This is a genomic window from Cupriavidus sp. GW822-FHT02D05, assembly GCF_058802485.1.
Map to the genome: position 1 here is coordinate 12558 of NZ_JBXAOE010000013.1, position 12662 is coordinate 25219.

14 protein-coding genes are annotated in these 12662 nt (G+C 67.5%); 6 read left to right on the forward strand and 8 right to left on the reverse strand.

What is annotated here, in order from left to right:
• Position 1 precedes the first annotated feature (1 nt).
• The 4 genes from AC1RQK_RS18300 to AC1RQK_RS18315 form a co-directional block, all read right to left on the reverse strand.
• A complete protein-coding gene (locus tag AC1RQK_RS18300) occupies positions 2-640 on the reverse strand; it encodes an ABC-type transport auxiliary lipoprotein family protein (protein WP_492376548.1) in 639 nt (212 codons plus the stop codon).
• Positions 641-751: 111 nt separating this feature from the next.
• Entirely contained in the window at positions 752-1693 is a 942-nt protein-coding gene (locus tag AC1RQK_RS18305; RefSeq protein ID WP_492376539.1) for an MlaD family protein, read from the reverse strand.
• Positions 1690-2583, reverse strand: coding sequence for an ABC transporter ATP-binding protein (locus AC1RQK_RS18310; protein ID WP_492810365.1), 894 nt, complete (start codon positions 2581-2583; stop codon positions 1690-1692). Before AC1RQK_RS18310 ends, AC1RQK_RS18305 begins: the two co-directional genes overlap by 4 nt.
• On the reverse strand, positions 2580-3701 hold the full coding sequence (locus AC1RQK_RS18315; protein WP_492376547.1) for an MlaE family ABC transporter permease: 1122 nt from the start codon (positions 3699-3701) through the stop codon (positions 2580-2582). The genes AC1RQK_RS18310 and AC1RQK_RS18315 overlap by 4 nt, the downstream gene beginning before the upstream one ends.
• 141 nt (positions 3702-3842) lie before the next feature.
• Here AC1RQK_RS18315 and AC1RQK_RS18320 point away from each other — a divergent pair, with 141 nt between their 5' ends.
• The 3 genes from AC1RQK_RS18320 (at position 3843) to AC1RQK_RS18330 (ending at position 6362) form a co-directional block, all read left to right on the forward strand.
• Positions 3843-4733, forward strand: a complete 891-nt coding sequence (locus tag AC1RQK_RS18320) for a biotin--[acetyl-CoA-carboxylase] ligase (protein WP_492810367.1) — start codon at positions 3843-3845, stop codon at positions 4731-4733.
• Complete coding sequence (locus tag AC1RQK_RS18325) at positions 4730-5572, forward strand: type III pantothenate kinase (protein WP_492810369.1); 843 nt, start codon at positions 4730-4732, stop codon at positions 5570-5572. Before AC1RQK_RS18320 ends, AC1RQK_RS18325 begins: the two co-directional genes overlap by 4 nt.
• Before the next feature lie 67 nt (positions 5573-5639).
• A complete protein-coding gene (locus AC1RQK_RS18330) occupies positions 5640-6362 on the forward strand; it encodes an SPOR domain-containing protein (RefSeq protein WP_492810371.1) in 723 nt (240 codons plus the stop codon).
• 27 nt (positions 6363-6389) lie between these two features.
• Here AC1RQK_RS18330 and rfaE2 read toward each other — a convergent pair whose 3' ends face one another.
• From rfaE2 to AC1RQK_RS18345, 3 genes are all read right to left on the reverse strand, one after another.
• On the reverse strand, positions 6390-6884 hold the full coding sequence (gene rfaE2 / locus AC1RQK_RS18335) for a D-glycero-beta-D-manno-heptose 1-phosphate adenylyltransferase (RefSeq protein WP_150992681.1): 495 nt from the start codon (positions 6882-6884) through the stop codon (positions 6390-6392).
• 794 nt (positions 6885-7678) lie between these two features.
• A complete protein-coding gene (locus tag AC1RQK_RS18340; protein ID WP_150992005.1) occupies positions 7679-7873 on the reverse strand; it encodes a DUF2905 domain-containing protein in 195 nt (64 codons plus the stop codon).
• Positions 7874-7909: 36 nt separating this feature from the next.
• Positions 7910-9118 (reverse strand): class I SAM-dependent methyltransferase, encoded by a 1209-nt coding sequence (locus AC1RQK_RS18345; protein WP_492810374.1) that lies wholly within the window; start codon positions 9116-9118, stop codon positions 7910-7912.
• A 15-nt stretch (positions 9119-9133) separates the two neighbouring features.
• Here AC1RQK_RS18345 and AC1RQK_RS18350 point away from each other — a divergent pair, with 15 nt between their 5' ends.
• From AC1RQK_RS18350 to ttcA, 3 genes are all read left to right on the forward strand, one after another.
• A complete protein-coding gene (locus tag AC1RQK_RS18350) occupies positions 9134-9964 on the forward strand; it encodes an SDR family oxidoreductase (protein WP_492810376.1) in 831 nt (276 codons plus the stop codon).
• A 69-nt stretch (positions 9965-10033) separates the two neighbouring features.
• Entirely contained in the window at positions 10034-10447 is a 414-nt protein-coding gene (locus AC1RQK_RS18355; protein WP_459372687.1) for a dihydroneopterin aldolase, read from the forward strand.
• 163 nt (positions 10448-10610) lie between these two features.
• The gene (gene ttcA, locus AC1RQK_RS18360) at positions 10611-11552 is read left to right on the forward strand and encodes a tRNA 2-thiocytidine(32) synthetase TtcA (RefSeq protein WP_150992013.1); all 942 of its coding nucleotides are present in this window, start codon (positions 10611-10613) and stop codon (positions 11550-11552) included.
• A gap of 34 nt (positions 11553-11586) precedes the next feature.
• On the opposite strand, the gene AC1RQK_RS18365 is transcribed toward ttcA, so the two are convergent.
• Entirely contained in the window at positions 11587-12531 is a 945-nt protein-coding gene (locus AC1RQK_RS18365) for a DUF6279 family lipoprotein (RefSeq protein WP_492810379.1), read from the reverse strand.
• Between the last annotated feature and the right edge of the window lie 131 nt (positions 12532-12662).

Sequence of the window (12662 nt, forward strand, 5' to 3'; positions counted from 1 at the left end):
CTTACTGCAGCGGCAGCGTTGCCACCCAGTCCAGGATCGCCGCAATGGCGGCATCGCTGCCGGTGGCCAGCGCCTTGACGCCGCCGGCGCCATCGGCCGTGGCGGCGGGCTGCGCCACCACGAAGGTCTTCTGCCCGATCAGCCCGCTGCGAAATACCGTGGCGCGCACGCGGATCACGCCGCGGCTGGCGCTGGCGCTGTCGAACACCTGCTCGAACTCCAGCATGTCGATCTTGAGCGCCGGCGCGGTCGTGTCGCCGAACCACGTCAGTGCGCCGCGCGAGGCCACGGCTTCGCGCAGGCGGTCGTCAAACAGGCGCACCGGCGACATCACCCAGCGCTGCGTGGCATAGGGCTGCAGGCGCTCCGCCTGGGCGTAGTGCAGCCGGTAGTACAGCGAGTTGCCGTCCAGCCAGGTAGGGCCATCGGTCTGCGCCACGCGCATCTTGGGCAGGTGCGCGGCGTCAGGTGCGGCTCCTGCCGGCGGGCCCAGATCGTAGGTGATGGTGGGCGCGGAAGGCGTCAGGGCACAACCGCCCAGCAGCAGGCAGGCCAGCGCGACGCCGGCGGCCAGCCGGCGCGGCAGGGCGAAGGTGCCGGGTGTGTCGCGTCCGTCCGGCCGGGTTTGGGCATTGCGCATCATGATGTGCCTTGGTTTGCTCGAAGGATTCGCAGCGCCAGCCTGGCGGGCCAGGCGTGGTGTGCGTGCGGCGAGTGCGTAGGTGCGCGGCATGAGAGCATGCGGTCCGCGTCAGGGGGCCTGGAAGCCGGGCTCGCCCGGGCCCGGCACGGTGGGAGGGCCGCCAAACAGCACGCTGCGCGGGCTGTCGTTGAACTGGCTGGCGGCGCGGTCGATGCTGCGCATGGTCTGGCGCGCATCGCGCGCGAGCCCGTTGATCTGCGGCAGCGTGTCTTGCGAGACGCCGCCAGCGGCCGACTGCACGGAATCGGCGGCGCCCTGCAGGTCGCGCCCGACGCGGTCGACGGTGCGCATCACGGTACCGTCGGGGCTGGCCAGTTCCTGGGTGAGCCGCCGCGTGGAGGCCAGCGTGGCGTTGAGGTTTTCGGTCACCTGCGGCAACTGGCGCACGGCTGGCGCGATCGAACTGGCCAGTTGCGAGTAGTCGTCGGCGGTCTTGTGCACCGAGCGGATCGCCTCCATCAGGTCGCGCCGGTTGTCGGCCTGGAACATGTCGTTGAGCGAACCCATGATCGTTTCCAGTTGCGTGAGCAAGCTGTCGCCGCGCTTTTCCAGCTCCTCGAAGAAGCCGGCCCGCATGATGATGCGCGCCACCGACTTGGAGGAGGTGGCCAGGTGCGGCGACGGCGTGCCGCCTTCCTGCGCGGTGGTGTCGTCGAGCTGCACGTAGCCGATCCCGGTCACGCCCTGGAAGCCGAGCGTGGCATAGGTGGTGTGGGTGATCGGGGTGTCCTGGTTGACGCTGATGCGCACGATGATCTGGCCCGGCACGGTCGGATCGAAGCGGATCGACACCACCTTGCCCACGTCCAGCCCGCGGTACTTGACGTCGGCCTGCGGCCCCAGCCCGTTGACGGTGGAGCGGGTGATCAGGTCATACGGCACGCGCACCGCGTGGTCGCTGCTGAACCAGAAGATCGCGAACAGCACCAGGATGGCGAGTCCAATCGTGAACACGCCGGCCAGGAAGGCGTGTGACTTGTTTTCCATCATGCTTCTCCAGATTGCGGGCCTGCGGGTGTTGCCGCATGCGTTGCCGCGCGTGCCGCGTCCGGCAAGGCCGGGAGCGCCTGCATGGCGCGCTGCCCGCGCTCGCCCAGGAAATACTTGTGGATGAACGGGTGGTCAATATGCACCAGTTCCCGGATCGGCAGCGCGGCGAGTACCTTGTGGTCCGCCAGCACCGCGACGCGGTCAGACAGCGCCACCAGGGTGTCGAGGTCGTGCGTCACCATCACCACGGTCAGGCCCAGCTCGCGGCGCAGTTCGCGGATCAGTGCCACGTAGTCGTCCGAGGCCATCGGGTCCAGCCCGGCGGTGGGCTCGTCCAGGAACACCAGCTCCGGCTCCAGGGCCAGGGCACGTGCGAGCGCCACGCGCTTGATCATGCCGCCGGACAGGTCGGACGGCATCTTGTCCGCATCCCGGGCCGACAGCCCCACCAGTTGCAGCTTGAGCAGCGACGCCGCGCAGATGAGATCGTCGGGCAGGGTGCGAAGTTCACGCAGCGGCAGCGCGATGTTGTCGATCACCGACAGCGCGGAGAACAGCGCGCCGCGCTGGAACTGCAGGCCCCAGCGGTTGCGCAGGGCTTGCAGCCGGGCCGCGTCGAGCTTGGTCAGGTCCTCGCCGAACACACGGATGGTGCCGGAGGTGGGCCGCTCCAGCCCCACGATCTGGCGCAGCAGCACGGTCTTGCCGCTGCCCGAGCCGCCGACGATGGACAGCACTTCGCCCCGGTGCACATCGAGGTTGAGGTGGTCGTGCACAACCGCCTCGCCAAAGCGCTTGACCAGGTCGCGTACCTCGATCACGGTGGTGCGCGGGGCGTGCTGCACGGTGCCCGAAGGCGGCGTTGCGGTGGCGGTCGTGGCGGTAGTCATAAGCCGATGTCCTTGAACAGGATGGCGAAGATGGCATCGGCCACGATCACAACGGTGATCGAGGTCACTACCGAGGCGGTGGTGCCTTCGCCCAGGCTGCGCGTGTTGGGTTCGATGCGCAAGCCGAAATGGCAGGCGGTGAGCGCGATCAGGATGCCGAACACCACGCCTTTGCCCAGGCCCATCCACAGGTTGGCCACCGGCACCGCATCGGGCAGCGCGCGCAGGAAGAAGGCCGCGCTGATATCCAGCTGGAAGTGCGCGGCCAGCATGCCGCCGGTAAGCGCCAGCACGTCGGTCCACGCCACCAGCAGCGGCATGGCGATGGCCAGCGCGATCACGCGCGGCATGATCAGCCGGAAGCCGTGCGAGATACCCATCACGCGCATCGCATCGAGCTCCTCGGTGACCCGCATCACGCCGATCTGCGCGGTGATGGCCGAGCCCGAGCGCCCGGCAATCAGGATGGCCGCCAGCACCGGGCCCAGCTCGCGGATCACCGCCATGCCGAGGATGTTGACGATAAAGATGCTCGCGCCAAAGGTGCGCAGCTGGTTAGCCGACAGGTACGACAACACGATGCCGATCAAAAAACCGACCAGTGCCGTGATGCCGAGCGCCTTGTAGCCGACGTTGTAGATATTGGCCGAGATCTCGCGCCAGGGGCCGCGCTGCGGCGCGCGCGCCAGGCGCAGCAGGTCGAAGGCCAACTGGCCCAGCATGGTCACGCCATTGCCGAGCTGCGAGAACATCGACAGGATCGAGGCACCGAACAGGGTCACCGGATTGAACCGGTCCACCATATGTTTCTTCCAGTTCTCGCGGCGCAGCCCGGCGATGCGGGTAAAGACGCGGCGCTGGGCCTCGTTGGCTTCCAGCTTCTCGGGCAGCTTGCCGCCCCAGGCCTGCCACATCAGCTGTGCGCCGATGTGATCGAGCCGGGCGAGGCTTGCCAGCGACCAGTGCGCGTCCGCGGCGATCGAGTGCAGCTCATTGCGCAGCGCGCGGGCGCGGTGGCAATCGGAGAGCGCGAGCGCTGTCCAGTCGCCGCGCAGTTGCACGGTTTGCGCTCCGTCCGCGCGCGTCACTTCTATGGCTGGCGTGGTAGGGCTTTCCAAAGCAGGGGGAGAAGTGATGGGCAAGTCCCGATTCTATGCCACCCGCAGCGTCAGCGGGCGTGCGCAGCGCCTCGGCCGTGGATTCGCACGGCTACAATGCGTAGCTGCTTGTGCCCATTGTGCTGTCCATCGCCGAAACGCATGTCCGCTGACAAATCCTTGCCCACGCCAGACCCGACCCCTGCGGCCGCCGCTCCCGCGCAAGCCTGGCGCATCGACCCCGACCGCCTGCGCGCCGCGCTCACCGGCCCCGCGCGCGGCTGGACCCTCGGCGTGGTCGACGAGACCGGCTCCACCAACGCCGACCTGACGCTGGCCTGCCGCAGCGCGCCGTGGACCGAGTCCGCCACGCTGCGCCTGGCCTATCGGCAGACCGCCGGGCGGGGCCGCCAGGGGCGTCCCTGGCAAGGCCAGGCGGGGCTGACGTTTTCGGTGGCGCTGCCCTTGCCGCTGGCGCCCTCGCAGTTGAGCGGGCTGAGCCTGGCGGTAGGGCTGGCGCTGGCCGAGGCGCTGGGCGACTGCGACGCGCGCCTCGGCGGCGCCGTTGGCCTGAAATGGCCTAACGACCTGCAGATCGACGGCCGCAAGCTGGCCGGCATCCTGATCGAGTCGGTGCCGGCGGGGCCACAGCGGGTCTGGGCCGTGATCGGCATTGGCCTGAACCTGGTGCGCGATGCGCAGATGGAAGCCGCGCTCGGGCGCAGCCTGGCTGGTGTGACCGAATTCCTGCCGGGCTGCGATCCCACCGTGCTGCTGGCTGCGGTGCTGAACCGGCTCGCGGTGATGCGCGAGGATTTCCTGGCGCAGGGCTTTGCGCCGATGGCGCCCCGCTGGTCCGCGCGCGACGCCTATCGCGACCAGCCGGTGCGCCTGCTGCACGACGGCCGCGTGCAGGCCGAAGGCCTGGCGCGCGGCGTTGACGGCGACGGCCACTTGCTGCTGGAAACGCCCTCGGGCCTGGAGCGCATTGCCAGCGGCGAAGTGTCGCTGCGTTTGGCGGACAAAGCGGCGGACAGAGGGGCAGGCGCATGAGCGGCACCAGCGCCGGTATGCCGCGAGTTCCGCAACTGCTGATCGATATCGGCAACACCCGCCTGAAATGGGCCTGGTGCGACGAGGCCTGGTCCGGCGCCGTGCTGCACGAGACGCCATTGCCCACGCCCTGGCCGCACGGCGGCGCGGTGGCCCACGGCGAACTGGCCACGCTGGTGGCGCAATGGGCGTCGCTGCGCGCGCCCGGCGCGCAGCCGCTGGTGTGGGCCAGCAACGTGGCCGGCCCGGCCATCGCGGCCAGCCTGCAAGCCACGCTCGACACCGTGTTCGGCCCCGGCATCGGTGTGAACTGGGTACGCTCGGGCCCGCGCTTCGGCGGCCTCGTCAACGGCTACCGCGAGCCCACGCAGCTCGGCGTCGACCGCTGGATCGGCAGCATCGGCGCGCGCTGCTACCGCCCCGAGGGCGCTTTGCTGATCGTCACCGCCGGCACCGCCACCACGCTCGACGTGGTGAGCGCGCAGGACCGTTTCGAAGGCGGCCTGATCCTGCCTGGCCTGGACCTGATGCTGGGCGCGCTGGCGCGCAACACAGCGCAATTGCCGTCCCTGGACGTGAGCGATGCCGGGCTGGCTACGCCCTGGGCCGACAACACCCGCGACGCTATCGCCGCCGGCTGCCTGGCGGCCCAGGCCGGTGCCGTGGAGCGCACCTGGCGCGCGCTGTGCGAGCGCGGGCCGGTGCGCTGCTTGCTCTCCGGCGGCGCTCGCCATGTGCTGGCAAACGCGCTCTCCATGCCGTTCGAGATGCACGATAATCTCGTGTTGCTCGGCCTGCATGTGATGGCCTCGCAAAGCCCGGTCGGCACAGCGGGCTGAACCGCATCACACAGCATCACACCGCATCGCCTCTTCACCCCGTCGCGCCACCCCTGCATCGCCCCCAATGCTCCAACGAAGCCTTTTCATCCTGCTGGTCCTGGTCAATGCGCTGCTGCTGGCTGCCGTGCTGGGCGCGTTCGGCCCACAGCCGCTGGCCGGCTGGCTGGAAAGCGCGCGAGAGCCCGAACGCGCTGCCCAGCAGGCGCGCGCCGAACGCTTCCGACAGATGCCACAGGCAAGCGGCAAGCGGGCGGCATCCGAGCCCGCCACTGTGGCAGCCGCAACCACAACCACAACCGCAGCCACTCCCCAAGCCGCCGCGCCAGCCATGGCTTGCGTCGAGATCGGTGGTTTCAACGGGGAGCTGGTGCGCAAGGTGGCCGATGAGCTGGCCGGCGCGCCGCCCGGCGCCTGGCGCGTGGAACAGTTCGAGCGGCAGGAGCAGGCGCGCTGGTGGGTCCACCTGCCGCCGCAGGCCTCGCGCGAGAACCTGCAGCGCAAGCTCGGCGAGTTGCGCCGGCGCAATATCACCGATGTATCGGTGGTCAGCGCCGGCTCGCCGGAAACCTATACGGTGTCACTGGGCTTGTTCCAGGAGCGCGAGCATGCCGAGCATTTCCTCGACAACCTGCGCGAGCACGGCGTGCGCACCGCGGTGCTGACCGATACGCCGCATCCGCTGACGCGCCAGTGGCTGCGCGTGCGCAACGCCGACGCGGCACTGCGCACGCGGCTCGACGAGATGCGCCAGCGCTATGGCGCGCAGGACTTGCTGACCTGCACCTGAGCCGTGCGTCAGCGCTTGCTGCTTCGCTCAGCTGCCCTGGCGTACCTTGGACAGCAGCTTGGTGGTGGAGCGGTCGTGCAGGAACGCGATGGCATGCGCCTGGCCGCCCCAGCTGCGCACCAGGCGGGTTTCTTCCAGCGTATCGATGTCGTAGTCGCCGCCCTTGACATAGATGTCCGGGCGCACCAGCCGGATCAGCTCGACCGGCGTTTTCTCGCGGAACATCACGACCAGATCTACCGAGGCCAGCGCCGCGATCAGCGCCATGCGATCCGATTCGTGGTTCAGGGGACGGTCGTCACCCTTGCCGAGCATGCGCACTGACGCGTCGCTGTTGACGCCGACTACCAGGCTGGCGCCCAGGGCCTTGGCTTGCGCCAGGTAGGTGGCGTGGCCGCGGTGGAGGATGTCGAAGACGCCGTTAGTGAAGACTAGCGGGCGGGGGAGGGTGGCTAGTTTTTCTGCTAGCGCGGTTGGGTTGTCGGGTGGGACTAGTTTGGATTCGAAGGTTGGGGGGGGCATGATGGAGGTGTTGGGGTAGCCGGTGGGTTCTGCGATTGTCTTCGGGTGAGGGCGCAACTTCAATGTCAACTGCTTAACTGCAACGGCTTAACGTCAAAGACAACGGCTGAAAGTCAAAGGCAGTTTCACCTCCCCTGCGGGGAGGCGACCTACTTTCTTGTCTCGCCAAGAAAGTAGGCAAAGAAGCGACCCGGATGGGGCGAAAGACTCCTCGTCGACAGGCAAAAAGAGCGGCCGGGGGCCAAACTCACATCGCCTTAGGGCGATGCTCAGACATGGCCCCCTCTTTTCCGCTCTTTTTGCCTGCCGACGAGGCGCCCCATAACGGGAGATGAAAACCCAGACGGCTCGCTGCGCATCGCGGGCGGGTGATTGCCGCCTGGGGGCGGCAATCACGGCTACACCGAATGGTGTTTGATCCCAACGGCCACTGGTTCGGCCGTGTTTCCCGCCTGGGGGCGGGAAACACCCATGGCGATGCGAAGCGAGCCGTGAAGGTGTACCAAGGCCGTATGGGGCGCCTCGGGATTTCACGAAAAGAGCGGAAAAGAGGGACCCATGTCTGAGTATCGCCTTAAGGCGATGCGAGTTTGGGTCCCGGCCGCTCTTTTCATGAAATCCCGAGGGGGTGTCGCCCCATCCGGCGCGCCTTTTTTGCCTACTTTTTTGGCAAGACAAAAAAGTAGGTCGCCGCCCCGCAGGGGTGGTGAAACTGCAGTTGAAGTTGACGTTAAGCCGTTGCAGTTGTAGCTGCAGTTGCAGGCCAGCAGTGTCCGCAGTATCCGCCCCACACCCTAAAACAACTTCCCAATCACCAACGCCACCATCGACAACAAAACCGTCGAAGCAAACGGCAACACAAACTCCCGCCCAAACAACCGAAACCGCAAATCCCCCGGCAGCCGCCCCAACCCCAGCTTCTGCAGCCAGGGCAGTGCCGCGGACAGCACGATGACGGCCAGGAAGATGGTGAGGGTCCAGCGCAGCATGTGGGCGTGCCTAAAGGATGAGGTGAGATGCGCGGACTATAGCGCGTGGCTGCGATCGCCGCGTGCGAAGCCTGCCAGCGGCAGCGCCGCATCAAAGTCGCGGGTCAGCGCGATCACCTTGAACAGTTCGCCCATCTCGGCCTCGGACAGCAGCTTTTGCACCGCGTTGGCGGCGGGCAGGAAGTTGCGCGTGTCGTTGGGGTCCAGCGCCATCAGCAGCTCGGTGATGCCGGCGTTCATCAGGAAGCGCGCCTGCGAGGCGAAGCCGGCCACCGTCAGCCCGGCATCGGCCGCGGCGTGGGCGATGCCGCTGAAGTTGACGTGGGCGGTGATGTCCTGCAGGCCAGGGTAGAGGAAGGGGTCCGGGTGGGCGTGATGGCGGTAGTGGCACATCAGCGTGCCGCCGACACGCTGCGGATGGTAGTACTCGGCAGCGGGGAAACCGTAATCGATCAGGAACACCGCACCCCGCGTGAGCATCGTGCCCACTGCGCGCATGAAGCCTTCGGCCTCGGCGTGGGTTTCGGTGACGATGTCATGGTCTCCGGCCACGGCATGCAGGGATGCGGGCAGGGCGTCGGCCGCCACAGGACGGTCCGAGAAGCCGAAGGCTGCATCGGATGTGTCAGATGCGTCAGCATCGCTGTCCCGGCGGGCTACGCCGCGCTCCAGCCAGCGGCCGTGGCTGCGGGCGAACAGCCGCACTGGCATGGCGTCCAGCACTTCGTTGCCGACCACGATCCCTTCGAAATGCTCGGGCAGCGTATCCAGCCAGGCGACGCGTGGGGCCAGATGCGGCGCGCGCGTGGCCAGCGTGGCCTGCTGGCGCGCGCGCAGCTCGCCGGAGAGCTCGACGATGGCGTAGCGCTCGGGCAACTGGCCTTCCTGCTCCAGGGCCAGCAGCAGGTCGGCGGCGAGCCGACCGGTGCCGGCGCCGAATTCGAGGACCTGCGACAGGCCCTGCGCCAGCAGCGGCGCGAACTGGCGCGCGAGCGTACGGGCGAAATACGGGCTGAGTTCGGGGGCGGTGATGAAGTCGCTGCCATCGCGCGCGTCGCGGCCGAACTTGGCCGCGCCGCCGCTGTAGTAGCCCAGCCCGGGCGCATATAGCGCAAGCGCCATATAGCGGTCGAAACCGAGCCAGCCGCCCGCGTCGTCGATAGCCTGGCCGATGTGCGCGCTCAGCGCGGCGGACGCCGACAGCGCGTCGGCGGGGGGAAGGGGTAAACTAGCGCCTTTGTGCATACCGCGATTGTAGCAATGCCAGCCTCCGAATCCCCTGACTCCGCATCGCCTGCCGGCGCTACCGCCGCCGCAGCAGCCTCCGCTACCCCCGCGCGCGGTATCGCGCTCGTCACCGGCGCCGCGCGCCGGCTCGGGCGTGTGATCGCTCTGGAACTGGCCCAGCGCGGCTGGGACGTGGCGGTGCATTGCCACCGCTCCGTGGCCGAGGCCGAGGCGCTGGCCGAACAGATCCGCGCCGGTGGCCAGCGTGCCGCCGTGCTGCAGGCCGACCTGGCCGACGAGGCCTCCACCGTCGCGCTGATCAAGGCCTGCACCGATGCGCTGGGCGTGCCGACCTGCCTGGTCAACAATGCCTCGCTGTTCCAGTACGACGTGGCCACCAGCTTTTCCTATGCCTCGCTCGATACGCATATGCGCACCAATGTGGCCGCGCCGCTGCTGCTCGCGCGCGAAATGCACCGTGCCATGTCGGACACGCAGCGCGGCGTGGTCATCAACCTGCTCGACCAGAAACTGGATAACCTGAATCCGGACTTCCTGTCGTACACGCTGTCCAAGGCGGCGCTGCAGACGGCTACCGTGCAGCTGGCCCAGGCGCTGGGACCCAAGCTGCGCGTGGTGGGCGTGGCGCCCGGCATCACCATGGTCTCGGGCGACCAGTCCAGCCCGGGCTTCCGGCGCGCCCACCGCATGACGCCGCTGGGGCAGTCGTCCACGCCGGAAGACATCGCGCAGGCGGTGGCCTACCTGGCCGAAGCGCGCGCCGTGACCGGCACCACGCTTTACGTCGACGGCGGCCAGCACCTGATGCCGCTGGCGCGCGACGTGATGTTCCTGACCGAATGATCGAATAACGTACCCGGCGCGCGCGCCAAGTCCGCGCGCGCCCTCTCCCTCTTTTTTCCTCTCCCCATCATGACCATGCTCGCCGCCCTCACACATCCCAGCCTGCAAGACTGCCGCCGCATGTTCTTGCGCAACTACGAAGTGCAGATCAATATCGGCGTGCACGAATTCGAGAAAAAGGGCGAACAGCGCGTGCTGATCAATATCGACCTGTTCGTGCCGCTGGCCCAGAGCACGCCGCAGGACGACAAGCTGCAGGAAGTGGTGGACTACGACTTCATGCGCAATACGGTCGCCGAGCGCATGGCGCAGGGCCACGTCCACCTGCAGGAAACCCTGTGCGACGACGTGGCGCGCGCCATGCTCAAGCACCCCAAGGTGCGCGCCGTGCGCGTATCGACCGAAAAGCCGGACGTGTACCCGGACTGCGATTCGGTCGGCGTCGAGGTGTTCCACATCAAGAGCGAGCCGGCTGGCCAGTAAGTAAGCCGCCCTGGCGGGCTGCCGGCGCAGGGTGGCGGCTCACGGTAAAATGCCGGGTTCTCCGGCGCCCGCAGCTTGCATGTGATGCAGCTGCCGCATTGCGCGCCGTTTTGCCCTTGCTTTGCCGTACCCGATCGCCCCTTCGCCCCATCACCCCATCGCCATGACCGCCACCACGCATTCCAAGAACTTCTTCCGTCTGGAGACCTATCTCCAGTCGCAGACGGGCCGCGCCATCGGCGATTTCAAGATGATCGAGGATGGCGACACGGTGCTGGTGTGCCTCTCCGGCGGCAAGGACTCGTACACCATGCTGTCGGTGCTGATGGCGCTGCAAAAGCGCGCGCCGGTCAAGTTCAAGCTGATTGCGATGAACCTGGACCAGAAGCAGCCGGGCTTTCCCGCGCACATCCTGCCGGCTTACCTGAAATCGGTGGGGGTGGAGTACGTGATCGTCGACGCGGATACCTATTCCATCGTCAAGGAGAAGGTGCCTGAGGGCAAGACCACCTGCTCGTTGTGCTCGCGCCTGCGCCGCGGCGTGATCTACCGTACCGCTAAAGAGCTCGGCGCCAACAAGATCGCGCTGGGCCACCATCGCGACGACATCATCCAGACCTTCTTCCTGAACCTGTTCTTCGGCGGCAAGATGAAGGCGATGCCGCCCAAGCTGGCCACCGACGACGGCCAGCACATCGTGATCCGCCCGCTGGCCTATTGCCCTGAAAAGGACATCGCCAGCTACGCGCGCGCGATGGAATACCCGATCATCCCGTGCAACCTGTGCGGCTCGCAGGAAAACCTGCAGCGCAAGAAGGTCAAGGAGATGGTGCTGGAGTGGGAGCGGACCAATCCGGGGCGCACCGACAATATCTTTGCCGCGCTGCGCAGCGTGGTGCCGTCCCATCTGGCCGATACCGATCTATTCGATTTCAACGGGCTGGCAACTGGACTGGCCAAGGTGGACGAGGCATCGCTGTTCGGCGAGACCACCTTCTCCCAGCAGCCGCTGGTCTTTGCGGGCGGCATGGAAGAGAACAAGCTGGAATTCGTGCGCTTCGAGAAGTCCGCGCCCGCCAGCCCGGCGCAGCCTGCCGCCGAATAGGCCACGGGCCGGCCTCCCGGCCTCCTGGCCCCTGTCAGTTCTCAGCGCGCGTTGGCCGGGGCGCCGCTGCATTGGCGGTGCCATCGCGCATCAACGCGTTCGCGTCATCGATCCATTTCTGGAAGCGATCCGCCGCGTGGGCTTTTTGCTCCGGTGTGGTCAGGTTGGCAATGGTGGCGGTCAGCGCCAGCCCGGCCTCGTTGTTGGCGTCGTAACGGGCATTGCGCTCCCGCGTGGGCGGGTTCTGCCAGTGATCGCCATAGCGCCTTAGCATCTCCACGACCTGGGCCTTGGGCGGATGCTCGGCCTGCACCTGGCGCACCAGCGCCAGCCATTCCTGCTGGCGCTTGACGCGTTCCGCATAGCGCGCCTCGGCGCCTTGTACCACGGGCGCCATGGCGCGGCGGATAGTGGCCTCCTGGTCACTCGAGAAGCGCCCATAGACCAGCCGCGCGTAGTCCATCACCTTGTCGAACCGGGCTTCCTCGCGGGCCGTCGGGTCGGGGCGCAGGTATTCCTTGCGGTATTTGGCGTTGGCATCGGCGAATTTCTTCTCCATGCGGGAGATCTGCTCAGGGGTCAGCGTCAGCAGCAGGTCGGCCACGTCGGGCGTGGAGCGATCGAAGGCAACGCGTGCCAGGCGCTGGGCGTCCTCCTGGATCTTGCCTACCGCGGCGGCGGAGACCGGCTGCTGTACCTCGCTCTTGGCCTGGCGCAGCAGGCCGGCGATCTCAGGCAACTGGTCCTTGCGATGCCAGGCAAAGAAGCGGGCGATGGCATCGCGGGTAAGGGGTTCCTGGCTGGCGGAGACGTCGACGTAATTGTCGATCCACCAGTAGGCGAGCCGGTCGCCCTGCTGGTAGCCTAGCTTCAGGGCATTGCAGGCCGTCAGGGCGACCACGGCTGTGACCAGAAGGAGACGCTGGATACGGTCCCCGCGCAGGAAGGGATAAGCGGTCAAACGGCGCAAAACCCCCATGATAGAATCCTTTTCCGCGCGTTTTGGCAGCTGATCGTGCCCGCGATTCCCAACCGTTGCTGGCTTTGCCGCCGGTTTCGGGGTTCGGGCCAGGACCCTGGCCAACGCTGCTGGCCCCCGGGCTCGCCGAG